Source organism: Crossiella sp. NPDC003009 (assembly GCF_053591555.1).
In genome coordinates, this window is record NZ_JBSFUA010000069.1 from 1 (window position 1) to 19,985 (window position 19,985).

Annotated in this window: 16 protein-coding genes and 1 pseudogene; 13 read left to right on the plus strand and 4 right to left on the minus strand. The window is 69.0% G+C overall.

Going from position 1 to position 19,985, the window contains the following annotated elements; translation table 11 throughout:
- Nucleotides 1-252 (plus strand): annotated as a pseudogene (locus ACWDY5_RS38650) (WXG100 family type VII secretion target); the annotation flags it as partial.
- 53 nt (nucleotides 253-305) lie between these two features.
- Here ACWDY5_RS38650 and mycP read toward each other — a convergent pair.
- Complete coding sequence (gene mycP, locus ACWDY5_RS38655) at nucleotides 306-1,733, minus strand: type VII secretion-associated serine protease mycosin (protein WP_449727102.1); 1,428 nt, start codon at nucleotides 1,731-1,733, stop codon at nucleotides 306-308.
- An 8-nt stretch (nucleotides 1,734-1,741) separates the two neighbouring features.
- A complete protein-coding gene (gene eccD / locus ACWDY5_RS38660) occupies nucleotides 1,742-3,118 on the minus strand; it encodes a type VII secretion integral membrane protein EccD (protein ID WP_449727103.1) in 1,377 nt (458 codons plus the stop codon).
- Between the two features lie 241 nt (nucleotides 3,119-3,359).
- Here eccD and eccCa point away from each other — a divergent pair, with 241 nt between their 5' ends.
- From eccCa to ACWDY5_RS38685, 5 genes are all read left to right on the plus strand, one after another.
- The gene (gene eccCa / locus ACWDY5_RS38665) at nucleotides 3,360-7,376 is read left to right on the plus strand and encodes a type VII secretion protein EccCa (RefSeq protein WP_449727104.1); all 4,017 of its coding nucleotides are present in this window, start codon (nucleotides 3,360-3,362) and stop codon (nucleotides 7,374-7,376) included.
- Between the two features lie 15 nt (nucleotides 7,377-7,391).
- Complete coding sequence (locus ACWDY5_RS38670) at nucleotides 7,392-9,140, plus strand: type VII secretion-associated protein (protein ID WP_449727105.1); 1,749 nt, start codon at nucleotides 7,392-7,394, stop codon at nucleotides 9,138-9,140.
- Nucleotides 9,137-9,583: a hypothetical protein gene (locus tag ACWDY5_RS38675; RefSeq protein WP_449727106.1), complete on the plus strand. Its 447-nt coding sequence runs from the start codon at nucleotides 9,137-9,139 to the stop codon at nucleotides 9,581-9,583. The genes ACWDY5_RS38670 and ACWDY5_RS38675 overlap by 4 nt, the downstream gene beginning before the upstream one ends.
- A 131-nt stretch (nucleotides 9,584-9,714) precedes the next feature.
- Complete coding sequence (locus ACWDY5_RS38680; RefSeq protein WP_449727107.1) at nucleotides 9,715-10,029, plus strand: WXG100 family type VII secretion target; 315 nt, start codon at nucleotides 9,715-9,717, stop codon at nucleotides 10,027-10,029.
- Nucleotides 10,030-10,089: 60 nt separating this feature from the next.
- On the plus strand, nucleotides 10,090-10,371 hold the full coding sequence (locus ACWDY5_RS38685) for a WXG100 family type VII secretion target (RefSeq protein WP_449727108.1): 282 nt from the start codon (nucleotides 10,090-10,092) through the stop codon (nucleotides 10,369-10,371).
- 67 nt (nucleotides 10,372-10,438) lie between these two features.
- On the opposite strand, the gene ACWDY5_RS38690 is transcribed toward ACWDY5_RS38685, so the two are convergent.
- Both ACWDY5_RS38690 and ACWDY5_RS38695 read right to left on the minus strand, forming a co-directional pair.
- Nucleotides 10,439-13,648 (minus strand): BTAD domain-containing putative transcriptional regulator, encoded by a 3,210-nt coding sequence (locus ACWDY5_RS38690; protein WP_449727124.1) that lies wholly within the window; start codon nucleotides 13,646-13,648, stop codon nucleotides 10,439-10,441.
- Nucleotides 13,649-13,690: 42 nt separating this feature from the next.
- Entirely contained in the window at nucleotides 13,691-14,281 is a 591-nt protein-coding gene (locus ACWDY5_RS38695; protein WP_449727109.1) for a GGDEF domain-containing protein, read from the minus strand.
- Between the two features lie 195 nt (nucleotides 14,282-14,476).
- Here ACWDY5_RS38695 and ACWDY5_RS38700 point away from each other — a divergent pair, with 195 nt between their 5' ends.
- From ACWDY5_RS38700 to ACWDY5_RS38730, 7 genes are all read left to right on the plus strand, one after another.
- Nucleotides 14,477-14,929 carry a helix-turn-helix domain-containing protein gene (locus ACWDY5_RS38700; protein WP_252480591.1) on the plus strand — a complete coding sequence of 151 codons (453 nt, stop codon included), beginning with the start codon at nucleotides 14,477-14,479 and terminating at the stop codon, nucleotides 14,927-14,929.
- Nucleotides 14,930-14,942: 13 nt separating this feature from the next.
- Nucleotides 14,943-15,461, plus strand: a complete 519-nt coding sequence (locus ACWDY5_RS38705; protein WP_252480592.1) for a hypothetical protein — start codon at nucleotides 14,943-14,945, stop codon at nucleotides 15,459-15,461.
- 17 nt (nucleotides 15,462-15,478) lie between these two features.
- Nucleotides 15,479-16,576 carry an MAB_1171c family putative transporter gene (locus ACWDY5_RS38710; protein WP_449727110.1) on the plus strand — a complete coding sequence of 366 codons (1,098 nt, stop codon included), beginning with the start codon at nucleotides 15,479-15,481 and terminating at the stop codon, nucleotides 16,574-16,576.
- Nucleotides 16,577-16,865: 289 nt separating this feature from the next.
- Nucleotides 16,866-17,309 carry a 50S ribosomal protein L13 gene (gene rplM / locus ACWDY5_RS38715; protein WP_252480594.1) on the plus strand — a complete coding sequence of 148 codons (444 nt, stop codon included), beginning with the start codon at nucleotides 16,866-16,868 and terminating at the stop codon, nucleotides 17,307-17,309.
- Between the two features lie 32 nt (nucleotides 17,310-17,341).
- Nucleotides 17,342-17,902, plus strand: a complete 561-nt coding sequence (gene rpsI / locus ACWDY5_RS38720) for a 30S ribosomal protein S9 (protein ID WP_449727111.1) — start codon at nucleotides 17,342-17,344, stop codon at nucleotides 17,900-17,902.
- Between the two features lie 104 nt (nucleotides 17,903-18,006).
- Complete coding sequence (glmM, locus tag ACWDY5_RS38725) at nucleotides 18,007-19,344, plus strand: phosphoglucosamine mutase (RefSeq protein WP_449727112.1); 1,338 nt, start codon at nucleotides 18,007-18,009, stop codon at nucleotides 19,342-19,344.
- A 208-nt stretch (nucleotides 19,345-19,552) separates the two neighbouring features.
- Complete coding sequence (locus ACWDY5_RS38730; RefSeq protein WP_449727113.1) at nucleotides 19,553-19,984, plus strand: hypothetical protein; 432 nt, start codon at nucleotides 19,553-19,555, stop codon at nucleotides 19,982-19,984.
- Nucleotide 19,985 lies beyond the last annotated feature (1 nt).

The following is a 19,985-nucleotide window of genomic DNA, read 5'->3' on the forward strand; positions in this document are numbered from 1 at the left end:
GCCGCGGTGCAGGGACCGGCGGCCAGCCCGCAGCCCGCGGCGGCGGCCGCCGGGGCGATGGGTCCCGGCGCGGGCGCGCCACCGGCCGGCGGCATGGGCGGGATGATGCCGATGGGCGGCATGATGGGCGCCGGTGGCGGTGGCCAGGGCGGGGACCAGGAGCACAAGTCCAAGACCAGGGTCACGGCCAGCTCGACCGAGCTGTTCGGCAAGCCGAAGAAGGCCGCGCCCCCGGTCATCGGCGAGGACTGACAGACCTCGGGGCTCCTGCTCGGCGAGCAGGAGCCCCGAGGGCGGAACAGGTCTCAGTGCAGGGGTCGCAGGGCGGACTCTTCCTCGCCCTTCCGGTTGCGCTGCACCGTGTGCATGACGAACAGCGTCAGCAGCAACAACCCCAGCCCGCCGCCCGCGCCCGCGATCGCGACCACGATCGGCGTCCAGTCCTTCTCCAGCGGCGGGTTCAGCGCCATGGTGTCGCGCAGTGCGGGCGAGGGCCGCACACCGGCTTCCTCCGGCAGCACCGCGGTCAGCGCGGCGATCGGGTCGACCATGCCGTAGCCGAGGTAGAAGTCCCGGCCGTCCTTGCCAGCCGGGTGCTGTGCGGTCTTCTGCAGCCGGGACATCACCTGGTAGGCGTCCAGGTTGGGGTACCGCTCCCGCACCAGCGCGGCCACCCCGGCCACGTACGGCGCGGCGAAGCTGGTGCCCTGGATCTCGGTCGGGTTGCCGCTGTTGTCCAGCATCCGGTTGGCCAGCTTGGTCGCGCCCCGGCCGGGGTCCAGCGAGGTGATCTGGGTGCCCGGTCCGGCGATGTCCACCCAGGGACCGCCGATGGAGAACTCGGCCGCGCTGCCGTCCCGCTTGACCGCGCCCACGGTGAGCACGTCGTCGTCGAAGAAGGCCGGGCTGGTGACCACCCTGGCCCGGCCCGGCTCGTTGTTGTTCTTGCAGCTGCTCTTGTCGTTGCCCGCGTCGGTGTTGCCCGCCGCGACCACGATGACCTTGTTCTTCTCCTTCACCGCGTACCGCACGGTGGCCCGCAGCATGGGCTGGTCGGCCAGCGAACCGACCGGGCCGCAGATGGTCTCGGAGATGTTGATCACCGTGACCTCGGGGTCGTCGGCCGCTCTGCGGATGGCCTGGGCCAGCGTGCCGACCCGGCCCGCGGACTTGGTCACCCCGTTGCTGTCCTTGGCCTGGAAGAACGGGTCGGTCTGGCGGAAGGCCAGGATCTCCGCGTCCGGCGCGACGCCCTTGAAGCCCTCGGTGCTGTCGTCGTTGTTCGCGGCGATGATGCCGGCCACCAGCGTGCCGTGGCCGTTGCAGTCCTCGGTGCCGTTCTTGCCCTCCTGGACGTAGTCACCACCGCCCTGCAGCCGGTTGCCCAGCCTCGGGTGCGGGTTGACCCCGGTGTCGATGACCGCGACCTTCTGCTTCTTGCCGGTGGCGAACCGCCAGGCCTTCTCGAACTGGAGCACCATCTGGCCCCACGGCCGTTCCTCGACGGTCAGGCCGTTGTTGCCCGGCTGGATGCAGCCCTGTTTGGGCTCGTAGTTGAGGTCCTTCACCGCGGGCCCGAACGACGCGGGGGTGCCAAGGGGCGGGGGCTTCGGGAACTGATCGTCCGGTTTGGACAGACCCGAGGGGGTCGGCTGCTGGGCCTGGGCGACCCACAGCGGGTTGAGCGTGAGCAGGGTGGCCGCGACGCCGGTGAGCGCCGCGGCTCGCCGCAACCGCCGCATCACAGCGCTCGCATCGCGGAGTACAGCTCCATGACCGCCAGGGCCAGCGGCAGCACGGCGGCGATGAAGATGGCCTCGGCCACATCGACCGAGCGGCGCATCGGCGGGGAGAAGCGCTGGTTCGGGAACACCACGCCGAGCACCAGGCCGAGGGCGGCCAGCGCGATCAGCGTGGCGAAGACCCACAGCAGCTGGCCGAACGGGCTGGCGGTGAGCATCCAGCCGACCAGCAGGCCACCGGCGGAGAGGATGCCGGTGGACAGCAGCGCCACCGCCTGGCTGCCGTTGGCGTAGGTGCGGGCGCGCAGCAGCAGCACCGCGGTGACCACCGCGCCGAAGATCGGGCCCCAGAACTTCGGCATGGTGCCTGCCAGCACGGCGCCACCGGCGGCGACCAGGCCGCAGCCGACGATCATGCCGGTCATGTACTGGTGGGCGAGGCCGGCGCGGCGCTCGATCACCTCGTAGTCCGGGAAGCCCTGGTCTTCCTTGAGGTCCTCGGCGTTGCTCGGCACGTGCGGCAGCGGGATCTTGGCCATCTTGATGGTCATCTGCGGCAGCGTGGACAGCACCACCAGCGCGGCCGCGGCGGCACCGGCGCCGAAGCCGTGCGGCGGGTAGTCCACGAACATCGCCACGGTGGAGGTGAGCAGGCCGAGCACGCCGACGGTGACCGCGGCGATGAACACCGACACGCCTGCGCCGATCACCATCAGCGCCGCGCCAGCGACCACCGCGACCAGCGCGAAGGCGAGCAGCAGGTTGGCCGCGCCCGGACCGCCGGGCACCGCGTACAGACCGGCCACGAAGCCCATCGGCAGGCCGCCGGTGGCGGCGATGATGATGCCGGTGGTGGGGGCGGCGTAGGAGCGCACGACCACCGCGCCGACGATCACCGCGACGACCGCGGCCACGCCGGCGGTGATCGCGGCGGCCAGCGGGTAGGCGGTGCCTGCCAGGCCGACGGTGACCGCGGCGGCCAGGAAGGCCAGGCCGCCCGCCCAGTGCCCGAGCTTGCGCGCGGTCTCGGCGTCCCAGGCCCGGAAGCTGGCCGGGTCGGCGTCGGCGATCGCGTCAACCACGTCGTCGTAGAGCGCCTTCGGCGGGTTCTCCACCCGCCGGCGCAGCTGCAGGATGTCGCCGTCGACGACCGCGAGCGAGGCGAGCGTGCGTCCCGGCTCCAGCGGGTCCTGGCCGATCTTCGCCAGGCACCAGCCGCCGTGCCGGACGCCGCCGTCCGGGCTGTTCTCCTGGGCCATCTCCAGCAGCATCGGCAGCAGGTCCGCCACCGCGACATCCGCGGGAAGCGCGACGTCGATGCGCGTTCGCGGTGCCACCACGGTCACTCGGCTGAACACCGTCGTCCCGGTCGCCACCAGGCGCCCCCTTGTTCTGTACTCGGGTTGGTCTCTGCTCGTGCCGAGTCATTCGTACCCGGTTCGGGGCGCATTGCCCGAACTGGCCCTAGCGGTCGGCAAGCGCCCCTAGTATGGCCGCACCGGTGATGCCAGCACCCCGGGTTCGGGCGGAATGGGGTAGGAAAGTCTCCCTGGGCCCCCGTACGGGTGGCACGTGACCGGTTTGGCCGATGACGAGCGACTAAGAGGTATCCGTTCGGTGAGCACGCTTCAGTTCAAGCGTTCGCCGCGGCTCAGCCCGCCGCGACCCCCCGGCGGCGAGGTTCACCTGGAGCCGCCGCCCGAGGTGCCCAGGGTCATCCCCGGCAACATCTTCATGAAGGTCCTGCCCTTCGTGATGATCGTCGCCTCGGTCGGCATGATGATCTTCATGTTCCAGACTGGGGGCAAGAACCCCCAGTCGCTGCTCTTCGGCGGCATGTTCCTGATCTCGACCATCGGCATGATGGCCGGTGGCGGCATGGGCGGTGGCGGCAAGGGCCAGAAGAAGGCCGAGATGAACGAGGACCGCAAGGACTACCTGCGGTACCTCGGTCAGATGCGGCAGCGGGCCCGCGAGGCCATCGCCGAGCAGCGCGCCGAGCGCGAGTGGGTGCACCCCGACCCGAAGATGCTGTGGTCGCTCACGGCCAAGAAGAGCCGCCGCATGTGGGAGCGCAGGGCCAACGACCCCGACTTCGTGCACGTGCGCATCTGCGTGGGCACCCAGCGGCTGGCCACCCGCCTGGTCCCGCCGCAGACCGGCCCGGTGGACGAGCTGGAGCCGATCTCCACGCTGGCCCTGCGCCGGTTCGTGCGCGCGCACTCGCTGGTGCCGGACCTGCCGATCTCGATCACCATGCGCGGGTTCGCCGCGATCAGCCTGCACGGTGAGAAGGAGCTGACCCGGCCGCTGGCCCGCGCCATGCTGGCCCAGCTGACCACCTTCCACACCCCGGAGGACCTGCTCATCGCGGTGGTCACCGCGGGCAAGACCAAGGCCGAGTGGGAGTGGGCGAAGTGGCTGCCACACGCCCAGCACCCCAAGCTGGTCGACGGCATCGGCCAGCTGCGCATGATGGCGGGCTCGCTGGCCCAGATCGAGGCCTGGCTGGACCAGCTGGAGCAGCCGCTGCGGGACCGGCAGCGGTTCACCCGCAACGCGCCGCCGAGCACTGACGAGCCGCACATCGTGATCGTCATCGACGACGGTGAGGTCACCAAGGAAGAGAACATCCTGATGACCGAGGGGTTCACCGGCGTCACGCTGCTGGACCTCTCCGACAGCCTCGGCTCGCTGGCCTCCCGCCGCGGCCTGCGCCTGGTGGTCGAGCCCACCCGGCTCGGCGCGCGCAGCGCCAGCGGGGTGGAGTGGTTCGGCCAGCCGGACGCGCTCAGCGTGGCCGAGGCCGAGGCGCTGGCCCGCAAGCTCTCCCCGTACCGCACCGCCACCGGCGGCGGCGAGTCCAACGAGGACGAGCCGCTGCTGAGCTCCAACGTCGGCCTGTTCGAGCTGCTCGGCCTGCGCGACCCGATGACCTTCGACATCGCCCAGGCCTGGCGGCCCAAGCCGATCAGCGACCGGTTCAAGGTGCCCTTCGGCGTCGGCGAGTTCGGCCAGCCGGTGGAGCTGGACATCAAGGAGGCCGCGGTCGGCGGCATGGGCCCGCACGGCCTGTGCATCGGCGCGACCGGTTCCGGTAAGTCGGAGTTCCTGCGCACCCTGGTGCTGGGCCTGATGGCCACGCACTCCTCGGCCCAGCTCAACCTGATCCTCATCGACTTCAAGGGTGGCGCGACCTTCGCCGGCCTGGACGGCGCCGCGCACGTGGCCGCGGTGATCACCAACCTGGCCGACGACCTCACCATGGTCGACCGCATGCGCGATGCCATCGCCGGTGAGATGAACCGGCGGCAGGAGTCGCTGAAGAACGGCGGCAACTTCAAGAACGTCTGGGACTACGAGGCCGCGCGCGAGAAGGGCGCCGACCTCGACCCGCTGCCCGCGCTGTTCATCGTCATCGACGAGTTCTCCGAGCTGCTCTCCGCCAAGCCGGACTTCATCGACCTGTTCGTCGCGATCGGCCGCCTCGGCCGCTCGCTGCAGATCCACCTGCTGCTGGCCTCCCAGCGGCTGGAGGAGGGCAAGCTGCGCGGCCTGGACACCCACCTGTCCTACCGGGTCGGCCTCAAGACCTTCTCCGCCTCGGAGTCCCGCGCGGTGCTCGGTGTGCCGGATGCCTACGAGCTGCCGTCCATCCCGGGTTCCGGCTACCTGAAGTACGGCGCCACCGAGCCGATGATCCGGTTCAAGGCCTGTTATGTCTCCGGTCCGTACCGCCCGCCGGGCATGCAGGCCGTGCAGACCTCCGCGCCGGTCGGCGGCGACCGCAGGCCGAAGCTGTTCGTGCCGGACTTCGTGGAGATCCCGAAGGAACCGGTGCGGCCGGTGCTGGAGGACAAGCCCAAGGAGGAGAAGAAGCCGGACGCCCCGGTGGAGCCCTCCGAGCTGGACATCGTGGTGCAGCGCACCAAGAACCAGGGCCCCAAGCCGCACCAGGTGTGGCTGCCGCCGTTGCTGGAGCCGCCCACCCTCGACCAGTTGCTGCCCATGCTCGCCCCGACCGAGGACCGAGGGCTCACCTCGCCCGGCTTCTTCGGCAACGGGCGGCTGACCGTGCCGATCGGCGTGGTGGACAAGCCGTACGAGCAGCGGCGCGACCTGCTGTGGGCGGACCTCTCCGGCGGCGCCGGGCACATGGCGGTGGCCGGTGGCCCGCAGTCCGGCAAGTCGATGGTGCTGCGCACCCTGGTCATGTCCATGGCGCTCACGCACACGCCGCAGGAGGTGCAGTTCTACTGCCTCGACTTCGGTGGCGGCACCATGGGCTCGCTGCAGGGCCTGCCGCACGTCGGCAGCGTGGCGGGCAGGCTCGACCCGGACAAGGTGCGGCGCACCCTGGCCGAGGTCGTCTCGCTGATGAACGAGCGCGAGCAGCGGTTCCGCGACCTCGGCATCGACTCGATGGTGGAGTTCCGCAACCGCAAGCGGCGCGGCGAGATCCCCGGCGACCTCTACGGCGACGTCTTCCTGGTCATCGACGGCTGGCTGAACTTCAAGCAGGAGTTCGAGAACCTGGAGATGCAGGTCGTCAGCATCGCCTCCCAGGGTCTGTCCTTCGGTGTGCACGTGGTCATCGGCGCGACCCGCTGGGCGGAGATCCGGCCCGCGCTCAAGGACCTGCTCGGCACCCGGTTCGAGCTGCGCCTGGGTGACCCGAGCGAGTCCGAGGTGGACCGCAGGGTCGCGGTGAACATCCCGCAGAACCGGCCGGGCCGCGGCCTGTCGGTGGAGAAGCTGCACTTCCTGGTCGCGCTGCCGCGCATCGACGCGATGCCCTCCGCGGAGGACGTCGGCGCCGGCATCACCGACGCGGCGCAGAAGGTCACCGCCGCCTGGCGGGGCCCGGCCGCGCCGAGGGTGCGCATGCTGCCCGACCTGCTGCCCTACGAAGAGCTCCAGGTCAACCCAGAGCTGCCTCGCCACATGGTGCCGATCGGCATCAACGAGGACGACCTGGCCACGATGTACCTGGACTTCGACGCCGAGCCGCACTTCCTGGCCTTCGCCGAGCGTGAGACCGGCAAGACCGCGCTGCTGCGCAACATCACCAAGGGCATCTGCGACCGGTACACGCCGAAGCAGGCGCGGATCATCATGGTCGACTACCGGCGCACCATGCTCGGCTTCGTGCCCGACGAGCTGCTGCTGGCCTACGCGGCCTCGTCCAACCAGCTCGGCGGCATGGTCAACGACATCAAGGCGTCGATGACCAAGCGGCTGCCCGGTCCGGACGTCACGCAGGAGCAGCTGAAGAACCGGTCCTGGTGGACGGGTCCGGAGCTGTTCCTCATCGTCGACGACTACGACCTGGTGGCGCCGCAGGGCAACAACCCGCTCGCCCCGCTCTCGGAGTTCCTGCCGCAGGCCAAGGACGTCGGCCTGCACGTGATCCTGGCGCGGAACTCCGGTGGCGCGAGCCGGGCGATGTTCGACCCGATCATCGGCAAGATGCGCGAGCAGGCCAGCCCGGGCATCGTGATGAGCGGCAACCGGGACGAGGGCGCGCTGCTGGGCAACGTGAAACCGTCCCAGATGCCGCCGGGACGAGGCACCCTGGTCAGCCGCAAGGCCGGTCAGCAGCTCGTCCAGGTCGCCTTCCTGCCCGGAGACTGAGAGAGAGAGGGCTCGTTGAGCCTGCGCGTCGCGATCGACTTCGGGACCTCCAGCACCTGTGTCGCGGTGTCCGTCGACGGGCGGGAACCGCAGATCGTGGTGGTGGACGGCGCCGACTCGGTGATGCCGTCCGCGGTGTACGCCGCCGCGGACGGCACGCTGTTCGTCGGTCACGAGGCCGAGCGGCAGGCCGCGGTCGACCCCTCGCGCTACGAGCCGAACCCGAAGCGGCGCATCGACGAGGGCGAGCTGCTGCTGGGCAGCACGGTGCTGCCGGTGCTCGACGTGGTCCGCGCGGTGCTGGCCAGGGCGGTCGCCGAGGCCAGGCGGCTGGCCGGTGGCGCGCCGGTGGACCTGCTGGTGCTCACCCATCCCGCGGACTGGGGCGCGATCCGCACCAGGGTGCTGCGCCAGGCGGGCAACCGGCTGGCCAACGAGCTGGTGCTGGTGCCGGAACCGGTGGCGGCCGCGGTGTTCCACTCCGCGGGGCACGTGCTGGCCGACGGGGCCGCGCTGGCCGTGCTGGACCTGGGCGGTGGCACGGTCGACGCCAGCGTGGTGCGCAGGCAGGGCGAGTCCTTCCAGGTGCTGGCCACCAAGGGCGATCCCGGCTTCGGCGGCGCGGACATCGACCAGCTGCTGCTCGAACACGTCGGCGCACTGGTGTCCGCGGTGGACGCCGACGGCTGGCGCTCGCTGGTGGAGGGGCGCGAGCTGGCCGACCGGCGGCGCAGGCGGGTGTTGCGCCAGGACGTGCGCGGCGCCAAGGAGACCCTGTCCCGGCACGCCTACACCGACGTGCCGCTGCCGCCCCCGTTCCCGGACGCGCACGTCACCAGGGCCGACCTGGAACGCCTGATCCACACCCCGCTGTCCCGCGCCGCCGAGCTGGTGCAGGCCACGGTGCACAACGCGGGGCTCAGCTCGTCCCAGCTGGCCGCGGTCTTCCTGGTTGGCGGCTCCAGCCGGATCCCGCTGGTCGCCCGCCTGGTGCACGAGTCGACCGGAATAGTCCCCACGACCCTGGACCAGCCGGAGACGGTGGTGGCCCGCGGCGCCCTGCGCGCGGTCGCCGCTGACCCGCACCGCACCGCGAAGCTCCCGCCCGCGCCGCCGCCACCCCCGCGTCCACCCCAGCCGCTCTACGCCCCGCCACCCGCGCCGCCACCACCTCCGGCCAAGTCGGCGAAGGCGCCATGGCTGATCGGTGGCGCGGTGGTCGCCGCGGTGGCCGCTGTCGCCGTCACGGTCGCCCTGACCAGCGACGGCACCCCCCTGACCAGCCCCAGCACCACACCGACCCCGACCCCGACCAGCCAGACCCCGGCCGCCCAGCAGATCGCCCAGTACAGCTACCGGTTCACCCTGCCCGAGGGCTGGTACCAGGCAGGCGGCGACGGCCCGACCCGCAAGGTCCAGCTCCGCCCGGACGGCCAGACCAGCGGCGCGGACGTGGTGGCGGTGGAGGAGCGGGCGCTGACCTACGACAGCACCACGGACCGTGACCGCGCACTGCGCGAACTCCGGACGGAGTACGAGAAGGCCGCGGACAACGGCTACTCCGGGTTCAACCAGAGTCATCAGTTCGCGGGAAAGGACGTCGTGTACTACCGGCGCGCCGTGGGTGATGCGACAGTGGACTACTACGTGGTGTTCCAGGGCAAGGCCCAGGTCACGGTCGGTTGCCAGTCCTCGGGCGGAGGACGGGAACGGGTGCGCGCGAGCTGCGAGCAGGTGGTCGGCACCCTGACAGTCACAGGTTGAGCAGCGGTCAGAAGGGCAACAGCACGATGGGGGACCAGTTACCCGTGCACGACGTCATCGCCCGGTTCCGGGCAGAGGTGAACGCCGCGGTGGACCGGGGCAGCCGCGCCGCCGCCGACGCCAGGGAACACAGCGACGCCTTCCGCACCCAGACCAGGGACCTGGCCGAGGACGTCCGCAAGGGCAAGCTCGCCCCTGCCCGCGAGGACCTGACCAAGCCCACGGCCCGCACCGCCGCCACCGAGTTCCGCACCGCCCAGCGCCTCCCGGTCGAAGACCTTCCCGATGGCGAACAATTGCTCGCCCCACCCCCGCCCCCGCCTTCCCCCGATCAGGGAACGCAAAAGCAAACAAAGGGTGCCAACGCCTGGCCGTCCCGAATGCAAAACCCCCGCCGCACCGGCGATGACGAGGACTTTTCCCAGGAGCAAATCCTCTACTGACCCCGGGTTCCGCCCCGCGACGTTTACTGTCGCAACGGCTTCCCGGAACCTGACAACGCGATGGAACCGACCATGGCAGTGTCAGCGTCACAACGATGTCCGACAGAACAACCCACTAGGGGGTTCCTCAAATGGCAAGTGGATACGGTCTTGACGCCGAAGGCATGGCGAAGGCTGCCAACGATGTCGACAAGGTGAACAACGAGATCACCTCGGAGCTCCGCTCCCTGCGTAGTGGCCTCGAGCCGCTCACCCAGATCTGGAAGGGTGCCGCGGCCACCTCCTTCGCCAAGCTGATCGAGCAGTGGGGCGCGGAGACCGAGAAGCTGAACCAGGCGCTCGGCGGCATCGCCTCCACCCTGAAGGAGCAGTCCGGCGGCTACATCCTCCAGGAAGAGGAAGCCGCGCAGAGCATGTCCAGCATCGCGGCCGGCCTCGACGGCTGATCTTCCTGACTTCGCTGCTCTACCACCATTCTTCGCACTGCTTGCTAAAGGGGATTTGACGTGGAAATCAACATTGACTTCGGCGCCCTCCAGGAGGGTCAGTCCGGCTGCCAGCGTGCCGCGGGCAACCTGCAGACCAAGCTCGACGACCTGAAGGCGAACCTGCAGCCGCTCGTCACCAGCTGGACCGGTGCGGCCTCCGAGTCCTACGCGGTCCACCAGAAGGCGTGGGACGCGTCCGCGACCAAGCTGCAGGAGATCCTGGCCAAGATCGGCATCGCGCTGGGCACCGCCACCGAGGCCTACCAGCAGAACGAGTCCAAGGCCGCAGGCTCCTGGTGACCAGGTTCTGACCTGACGACTTCTGGCCCCGAGGCCACTACCGCCTCGGGGTCAAGTCATGTCCTGATCAGCAGCGGTAAGCCGCAATGTTCTGCTCGACCTCGGCGGACTCCGGCATTCCCATGGCGTGGAAGAGTTCGTGTGCCTCCTGCCAGTAGGACATCGCGGCAGCCTTGTTTTTGGATTTTTGCGCTATGGCGCCGAGTAGATGAAGCGTGTGGGCCTGACCTGGCACGTGACCGGTGGATAGATGCTTGTTCAGTGCTTCGGTCGCGCTTTCTTGCGCCGCGTACAGTTCCCCCGACAGTGCGTTAAGGGATGCAAGGGTGGTCAGTGCCTGATGCTCGCGAAGCAGGTAACCGTGCTCTCGCGAGGTGGCTACAGCCTGACTTGTGTCTTGAATCGCGGAGTCGAGCGCAGTTGCTTTTCGAATGATTCCGCGACAGTTCAGGGCAAAAGCGAGATTCTCTGGCAGACCCTTCTCTTCGCTCAGGCTCACCGCGCGATTGCTGAACTCTGTTGCCGAGCCCGTGTCGCCGATCTTGTTCAAGATGAGCGACTTGATCGAAAGACTGTATGCTTCGACGAAGAACATGGACGTGCCATGGGACGTTTCGAGTGCTACGTCGGCTTCTGCAAGGGCAGAAGTGTAGTCGCCGAGATTGTAGTAGGCAATCGCAGACTCGTTGTGGGCAAGTATCTGGTTCTCTTTGGCGCCCACTTTTTCCGAGGTCAGTTGAGCTTGCTTTGCGATCGGGATCGCTCGGCGAAATTTTCCAATGCTGTTGAGTCCGGCTGCCATGTTAACCTGGCACACCGCAAGAAGTTCCTCGATGCCGACTTCCTGGGCTCTGCGGGCGGCGTCTTCTGCGCTTGTGGAGAATTCTTGCAATTGCCCCTTCATCCAGTACGCGGAGCTAAGGTTGGTTAGTGCGATCGCTGCGCCGACCTGGTTGCCGGTGGCGTCGGACAAGTCGAGTGAAGAGGTGTAATGCTTGATCGCCGAATCGATTTTGCCGATTTTTATCCCGATCGTGCCGAGCATGTTCGAGCTGTGCAGCATTCCTGTTTGCGACCCTAGCTCACGGTAGATTGCAAGCGCCTGATTGACGGCACCTTCGGATTGCTGATAGTCGGCGCTCTTGATGTGGCTCTGCGCTATAGTGGTCAGCATGTATGCTTCGGCGGCGCGGTCGCCGACGTCTCGCGCTGATACCAGTCCTACTGATCCAATGATCATTTGATCCGTGTGCATGCCTGCGGACTGGAGGTATCGGCGGAGCGCGTCAATGATTCCCCAAGCGAATTCATGAAGCTGGTCTTGGATTGACTGAGTGACGGCGGCGACCAGGTTCGCGGTCTCGGCCTCCAGCCATGACCTCGCCGGTTCGACGTCGGCGAACTCACTGTCCTCGGGAGCTGGGAAGGCCTCCGGATACAGGTGGAAAACGCCTGGGTAGAGCCTGGCGCAGGCTGCCTTGGCCGAGGTCAGGTAGTGGCTGTACAGCGCTGACCGCAGTTCCTGGCGCTGCGCCTCCCCGGCGCTTTCCTGGAGTTTGTGCGAGGCGTACAGGCGGAGCAGGTCGTGAAAGCTGTACCGGTCGCCTTGTTGCCGTTGTATCAGGTGGGCCGTGCTGAGTCTGTCCAGCAAGGGTTGGGCCTCGTCCGGCGAGAGGTTCATCAGGACCGCCGCCTGAGCCGAGGTGAAGTCAGCTCCGGGCACAAGGCTCATGCGGGAGAACAGTTGCCGGGCCTCGGGCGGCAGGGCCAGATAGGACAGGTCGAAAGCGGTTTTTATCGCGGTGTGCTCGTCACCGCTGATGGACAGGTCGTCGAGCCGGTTGCCGCCGCGCAGTTCTGCCACGAAATGCCGCAGGTCTGGGCGCGGGGAAGTCGCGATGTTGGCCGCCGCGATCCGCAGGGCGAGCGGCAGGAAGGAACACAGGCTGGCGAGCGCGTCGACTGCCTGTGGTTCCGTGACCGCCACCGCGGAACTGATGGTCGCGGCCAGCAACTCTCGCGAGTCGTCGAGGGACAGCACACCGAGTTGCCGATGGTGGGCCTCGACCAGTTCGGGTAGTTCGTTGCGGCTGGTGATGAGCGTGGCGCAGCCCTGCGCGACCGGAAGGAGGTCGCGAACCTGTGCCGTCGAAACCGCGTTGTCCAGAACGACCAGAACCCGTCGATGGCGCACGCATGCCTGGTATTGAGCGGCCAGCTCCTGTTCATCGGCTGGAATCTGGTCCGCGGCGACACCGAGGCCCCGGAGGAACCGGGAAAGCACCCGGACAGGCGTCATGGGCGCGTGCACGTCGAAGCCACGGAGATTCACGTAAAGCTGACCGTCCGGGAAGTGCCGGCGCAGGGCGTGTCCAATCCGGACGGCCAGCGCGGTCTTTCCCACCCCCGGCGGACCGGAGAGGATGACCGGAACGGACTCCCGCAGCGATGAAATGATCTTGGCGCTGACCTCGGCCCGTCCGACGAAGTCCGGAACGTCCAATGGCAACTGCGCCGGGATCACCCTGTGCTCGGCGGGAGCGGTGGGACTGGGCGGGCCAAGCGAGTCGTCCTGGGTCAGGATCAGCTGGTGCAGCTCACGGAGCCGGGCGCCGGTTCCGGCGCCCAGTTCAGCCATGAGCACTCGCGAGACCTCGGTGAACGCTTCCAGCGCTTCCGCCTGGCGATTACTGCGATAGAGGGCGAGCATCAGCTGCCCCCATAACTCCTCGTTCAGCGGGAACTCGGCGGTGGCCGCCCGTAATCCGGCGACCAGTTCCCCGCTCCGGCCCAGCTCCGACTCCGCCGCGAAGCGCAGTTCCAGTGCACGGGCTCGCTCGCCGGTGAGCCGGACGCCGTAGTCCGCGCGCAGAGCCGGCGAGGGCACATCCGCGAACGGCTGACCCCGCCACAGTTCAAGGGCCTCGCCCAGCAGGCGTGCTCGATCCGCTGGACCGGCGCTGTCCGCGGCCCTGGTCAGCTCCCGGAACTGGCACACGTCCACCGACTCCGGTGGCACATCGGCCAGATAGCCGCGGCCCGAGGTCCGGATCACCGCCGCGCCGAGCACCTGCCGCAGCCGCTTCACATAGGTCTGGATGGCCGCTTTCGGCCGTTCCGGTGGGTCGAAGTCCCAGAGATGGCCGGTCAGTTCCTCGACTGACACGGGTTCCCCCGGGCGCATCAGCAGGCTGGCCAGCAGGATTCGGTGTTTGGTCGCGCCGATCGTTCCTGCCGGTGTGAGCAGTGGTCCGAGCACGCCAAAAGCAGGCTTCATCAACAGCACCCCCCTGTCGAGATGCCGCGATGCTAACCGGGTTCAGTCGCCGGCCAGGGCGATCTGGTCCCGGCCGCTGCGCTTGGCGCGCAGGACGGCCGCATCGGCGCGGCGGACCAGCGACAACAGGTCGTGACCTGCCCCAGGGTCGTGGACCGCCACGCCGATGGAGGCGGCCATCCCAGTGATCACTACCGGCCTCCCGTCGGTAGAGATCACCGGGACGGCCATTTCCCTGATCTTGGCCCGGATCCGGCGTGCTGCCCTTATCGCCCGTTGCCGGTCGCTCGCCGGGAACAAGACCAGGAACTCGTCGCCGCCATGGCCGCCGTACCGCGCCGCGATACCGCTGTCATGGGCGACTGACCGTAGTACCTGACCCACCGCCTGGAGCACCGAGTCCCCTGCCAGGTGCCCGTGTTCGTCGTTGACCAGTTTGAACCGGTCCAGGTCGACTACCAGCAGGACGCTCTCCCGTTGGCCGGCCTGGCGCAGTGCGGACGGGGCCTGTTCGGCCCAGCCCCTGCGGTCGAGCAAGCCGGTCAGCGGATCCGTCGCCCAGTAGCCGTAGGGCTGCCCGCAGACGTGGCAGCTGAGGCCGTGGGCTGTGTCAGCCGTGGTTCCTGGATGCATCGCCGGATCGACCCCCACCGAGTTGGTCTCGCATGCCGGGCACGGTGTTGCGGTAGTTAGCCTGCTGGACGACGGTTGAGCTGAGTCAGTTCCGAAGTCTATGGTTGGTGTACCAGGGTTTCAACTGAGGAAAAAGCCGTCACCCGTATGGCCCTTTCTATCAGTGAATTCTTCGAAGTGGTCTGGGGAGGCCCGATGGCTGAGCGGGCAGGTCAGAGTCTGGCCGGCAAGCTGAACCACCTCTTCGCCGTGTCGGCGCCGAGGGTGGGGCAGGAGTACAGCAACGAGCACGTTGCCGCCGCCATCACGGCCAGTGGTGTGACGATCTCGCAGAGTTACATCTGGCAGCTGCGCAAGGGAAACAAGGACAATCCGACCTTCAAGCACCTGCAGGCGCTGGCGGGTTTCTTCGGAGTTCCTGTCAGCTACTTCTTTGATGACGAGGTTACGGATAGGGTCGATCGCCAGTTGGCCGACCTCAAGGAAGAGCGGACCAGGCTTCGCCAGCTAGCGGGCAGCAGCGAGGCGCAGCTGATGGCCATGCGCGCTGGAGAACTTTCTCCACAGGGACGCCGACAGGTGATGGACCTGCTCGACGTCGTCTACCGGCTCGAACAGGCCGAGCGGGGCGAGAACGCGGGCGGGTGAAAGGGGCGGTCCCGTGCGGGAACGCGATCTACGACGTCGGTGCCGGCGGTTGCTCAACGAACTGGACATCCGCCCACCGCTTGACGTCACCGAGTTGTGCCGCCGAGTGGGCGAACGGCGGGGCAAACCGATTCGCCTGGTGGCACATCCGATCCCGGTGCCGGGGCCCTTCGGGGTGTGGATCGCCACCGAGACGGCCGACTACATCCTCTACCAGGAGCGCACCACCAGGTCGCACCAGAACCACATCATCTTGCACGAGCTCGGCCACCTGCTGGCCGGCCACCGCAACGGTGAAGGTCAGGACGACCCGATGCTCAGCGAGCTGTACCCGGACATCGAGCCGGACGCGGTGCGCAGGGCGCTGCGCCGCACCAGCTACGACGACTCCCAGGAGCTCGAGGCCGAGACCGTGGCCACGATCATCCTGGAGTGGGCCTCGGTGCTGGACCGGGTCGCGCCAGGTGACTCGGCCGACGTCACCACCAAGCGGATCGAGAACGCGCTCGGCGACCGACTGGGCTGGTTGTGAACCCCACCACCATCGTCATGACGGTGTTGCAGGGCGTGCTGCTCTACGTCGCCCTGATCTGGAAGCTCTACCAGTTCAGCCGGGCCCCGCACGACCGCTCGCTGCGCATCGTGACGGTCTGCCTGGTCGCGGCCGGGTTCGCCTACCCGCTCGGCCTGCTGGCCGGCAGCACCGCCGAGCCGACCATCCAGGTCGTCTTCTACAGCTGGGCGCAGTACAGCCTGCTGATGACGGTGATCTACACGCTGGTGCTGTTCTTCCTGTTCACCGCGCTGCCGCCGGCCCGGGCCAGGGTGCGGGCCTGGTGGCAGGCGGTGCCGCTGGTGGTCTGTCTGGCCGGGCTGGCCGCGGTCACCTTCTCCGCGCCTGCCGATCCGGGGCCCGGCGGCTACTCGATCGCCACCGTGGCCGGGTTCTACCTCTTCGCCGACGCCTACCTGGCCTACGGCGTGGCCGTGGCGCTGCGCTGGACCAGGCGCTACGCCAGGGGCGCCAGCGGCAGGCTGCGCACCGGGCTGCTGATCACCTCGATCGGCGAGGTGCTGCTGATCATGGCCGCGGGCGGCACCTGCGTGACCGTGGCGCTGATGTGGGCGGGCGTGCCCATGCCGGACTGGACCAGGACGCTGTCCACGCTGATCCTCTTCCCCGGCATCCTGCTGTTCATCATCGGCGTCAGCTACCCGGGCATGCTGATGCGGCTGGCCGCGCTGCGGGTGTGGTGGCAGCACCTGCGGGTCTACCACCAGCTCCGTCCACTGTGGACCACGCTGCACCGGGCCTTCCCGCAGGACTCGCTGACCAGAGGGCCGGTCCGGCCGGTGTGGGACGTGCTGAGCCTGCGCGGGGTGCACCGGCGCTACTACCGGCGGGTGATCGAGTGCCGGGACGGGCTGGTCCGGATCAGCCCCTACCTGGCGCACGTGCGGGCCGAGCAGGAGGCGCTCTCGCTGGCCGAGGCGCTGCGGGCCGGGCTGCGCGCGCACGCCGAGGGCACCGAGGTGGCCCCGCAGGCCATGTCGCTGGCGCTGCCCGAGGGCGATGGCCTGGACGACGACGTGCGCGAGCTGCTGGCGCTGTCCACCGAGCTGCGCAGGGCCCCCGCGCTCGCCTGAACCGCCGGTGAACGGCCGGTGACGCTGCTCACCGGCCGGAGAGCCCCCACCCGTCAGTGGCGCGCCCGGCGTCATCTACACTGGTAAGGCCCGGTCACACCTGTGCAGTCTGGATCACGACGCCCGTTCGGGGCCGTTTTGACCCTCCGCAGGGCCAGCGGGTAACCTGATCCGCTGTTGTGCGGTATACGGTGCGACTAGGGTCCGCCGCGCGTTTTCGAGTTGGTCCTCCAGCTGAAACGCATCACCGCAGTGACATCCCGTGATGTGAGGACGACGAGGTAGACCCGTGCGCACGTACAGCCCGAAGCCCGGCGAGGTGAAGCGCACCTGGCACGTCATTGACGCCCAGGACCTGGTGCTCGGCCGGCTCGCCACCCACGCCGCGACTCTGCTGCGCGGCAAGCACAAGCCCATTTTCGCTCCGCACGTCGACACCGGCGACTTCGTCATCGTGATCAACGCGGACAAGGTGGCCCTCACCGGTCAGAAGCGCGACCAGGAGTTCGTGTACCGCCACAGCGGTTACCCGGGCGGTCTGCGCAAGCGCTCGTTCGGCGAGATGATCGACAAGCACCCCACCAAGCTGGTCGAGAAGACCATCAAGGGCATGCTGCCGAAGAACAAGCTCGGCAACGCGATGGGCAAGAAGCTCAAGGTCTACGCCGGCCCGGAGCACCCGCACGCGGCCCAGCAGCCGCAGCCGTTTGAGATCAAGAAGGTCGCCCAGTGACCGCGGCCGACGAGAACTTCGAGGAAGCCAGCGTGAGCACTGAAGAGACCGCCGCCGTCGAGGAGTTCGACGCGGCTGCCGAGGTTGTCGAGGACGCCGTCGCGCCCGAGGTCGAGGAGTCCGCTGAGGAGGTCGCCGCCGAGGAGACCGCCGACGTCGACGCCGACGCCGAAGAGGCCGCCCCGGTCCGCGCGATCGCCGTGCCGTCCAAGCCGGTGCAGACCGTCGGCCGTCGCAAGGAGGCCGTCGTCCGCGTCCGCCTCGTGCCCGGCAGCGGCAAGTTCACCCTCAACGGCAAGACCCTTGAGGACTACTTCCCGAACAAGGTGCACCAGCAGCTCATCAAGGAGCCGCTGGTGACCCTGGAGAAGGTCGAGGCCTTCGACATCTACGGGAACCTGCGTGGCGGTGGCCCCTCCGGCCAGGCAGGCGCGCTGCGCCTGGCGATCGCCCGCGCCCTGATCGAGGTCGACAGCGAGGACCGTCCCCCGCTGAAGAAGGCCGGCTTCCTCACCCGTGACCCGCGGGTCAAGGAGCGCAAGAAGTACGGTCTGAAGAAGGCCCGTAAGGCGCCGCAGTACAGCAAGCGCTGATTTTCAGCCGCAAGGCAACCAGCGGGAGCAGCTATCCGTATACGGAGAGCTGCTCCCGTTTTTTGTGATTCGCCGCCACCCAGCTTCCCGGAGGACCTCCCGTCATGGCCCGACTGTTCGGCACCGACGGCGTTCGCGGACTCGCCAACGCCGACCTGACCCCGGAGCTCGCGCTCTCCATCGCCGCCGCGGCGGCGCAGGTCCTGGCCGAACACGACCGCTCCCATCGCCCGGTCGCGGTGGTCGGTCGCGACCCGAGGGCCAGCGGCGAGATGCTGGAGGCCGCGGTGACCGCCGGGCTGGCCGCGGCGGGCGCGGACGTGCTGCGGGTCGGCGTGCTGCCCACCCCTGCGGTGGCCTTCCTGATCGCCGAGCTGGGCGCGGACCTGGGCGTGATGATCTCCGCCTCGCACAACGCGATGCCGGACAACGGCATCAAGCTCTTCGCCGCGGGCGGGCTGAAGCTGCCGGACACGGTCGAGGACGAGATCGAGGCCAAGATGGCCGACACCACGGCGAAGCGGCCCACCGGAGCCGGGGTCGGCCGGGTGCGCGAGGTGGCCGACGCGGGCCAGCGCTACGTGGACCACCTGCTGCTGGCCACCGGTCGGTCGCTGGAGGGCATCAAGGTCGTGGTGGACTGCGCCAACGGCGCCGCCGCCGCGGTCGCGCCGGACGCCTACCGCAGGGCGGGCGCCGAGGTCGTCGCGGTGCACGCAGACCCGGACGGCCTCAACATCAACGAGGACTGCGGCTCCACGCACATCGACGGTCTCGGCAAGATCGTGCTGGAGCACGGCGCGGACCTGGGCATCGCGCACGACGGCGACGCCGACCGCTGCCTGGCCGTGGACGCCGACGGCAACATCGTCGACGGCGACCAGATCCTGGCCGTGCTGGCGCTGGCCATGAAGGACGCCGGCGAGCTGGTCGAGGACACCCTGGTGGCCACCGTGATGAGCAACCTGGGCCTGCACCTGGCCATGCGCGAGCACGGGGTCACCCTGCGCACCACCGCGGTCGGCGACCGCTACGTGCTGGAGGAGCTGCGCGCCAACGGCTACAGCCTCGGCGGCGAGCAGTCCGGCCACGTGGTGCTGCCCAGCCACGCCACCACCGGCGACGGCTTGCTCACCGCGCTGCGCCTGATGGCCAGGATGGCGGACACCGGCAAGTCCCTGGCCGACCTGGCCGGAGTGATGCGCCGCCTGCCGCAGGTACTCATCAACGTCAAGGTCACCGACAAGGCCGCGGTCGCCGCCGCCCCCTCGGTCGCCGAGGCGGTGGCCGAGGTGGAGGCCGAGCTGGCGGGCAACGGCCGGGTGCTGCTGCGCCCCTCCGGCACCGAGCAGCTGGTCAGGGTGATGGTGGAGGCGCCGACCCAGCAGGCGGCCCAGGACGCGGCCCAGCGGCTGGCCGAAGTGGTCGCCGCGGTGCGCTGACCACCCGGCACGCTAGGTTCGGGGCATGATCGCGATCGGCGTGCCCGAACTGCTGCTGCTGATGTTCGTGCTGGCCATGGGCGTGGTGGTGCTGGTCGCCGCGGTGCTGTCCGCACGGCGGAAGCGGCGGCAGCGGTAAGGGCACACGCCCCAGCCGGAGCCGGGTACATTTCTCTCCCAGACGTGGAAAGACCCTGGGGGCCGTGAGATGAGTGTTGAGGACAGGCTGGCCGCCGCGCTGCGACAGCAGTACGAGGCCACCCGGGAGAACGAGCTGCTCAGGGACATGCGCGAGTCCCAGGCGGCCAAGATCAAGGCCGAGTCCAAGGAAGCGGTCGACCAGCAGGGCAAGGTCACCGACCGGATGACCGCGCACATCACCGAGCTGGCCAAGCGGCAGCGCCGCGGCGGTGGCTGGGCGACCAGCTCGGTGATGGACCGCAACGACGGCCAGCTCAGCTTCGGCGTCGAGGACGAGGAAGAGGAACGCGGCTACCGGCCGGCCCCCTACGCCGCGCCCGTGCCGCCGCCCCCGCCGCCTCCGCCGCCGGTGGCCCCGCCACCCCCGGTCCGGCGCGCGCCTGCCCGCCGTCCGGCCGACGACGATGACGACTACGAACAGCAGTCCTGGCTGAGCTGAG

Bases quoted from the DNA above. Each gene is read 5' to 3' on its own strand.
- ACWDY5_RS38680 (WP_449727107.1), top strand. From the start codon at position 9,715: ATGGCAAGTGGATACGGTCTTGACGCCGAAGGCATGGCGAAGGCTGCC.
- ACWDY5_RS38690 (WP_449727124.1), bottom strand. From the start codon at position 13,648: ATGAAGCCTGCTTTTGGCGTGCTCGGACCACTGCTCACACCGGCAGGA.
- ACWDY5_RS38695 (WP_449727109.1), bottom strand. From the start codon at position 14,281: ATGCATCCAGGAACCACGGCTGACACAGCCCACGGCCTCAGCTGCCAC.
- ACWDY5_RS38700 (WP_252480591.1), top strand. From the start codon at position 14,477: ATGGCTGAGCGGGCAGGTCAGAGTCTGGCCGGCAAGCTGAACCACCTC.
- ACWDY5_RS38710 (WP_449727110.1), top strand. From the start codon at position 15,479: ATGACGGTGTTGCAGGGCGTGCTGCTCTACGTCGCCCTGATCTGGAAG.
- glmM (WP_449727112.1), top strand. From the start codon at position 18,007: ATGGCCCGACTGTTCGGCACCGACGGCGTTCGCGGACTCGCCAACGCC.
- ACWDY5_RS38730 (WP_449727113.1), top strand. From the start codon at position 19,553: ATGAGTGTTGAGGACAGGCTGGCCGCCGCGCTGCGACAGCAGTACGAG.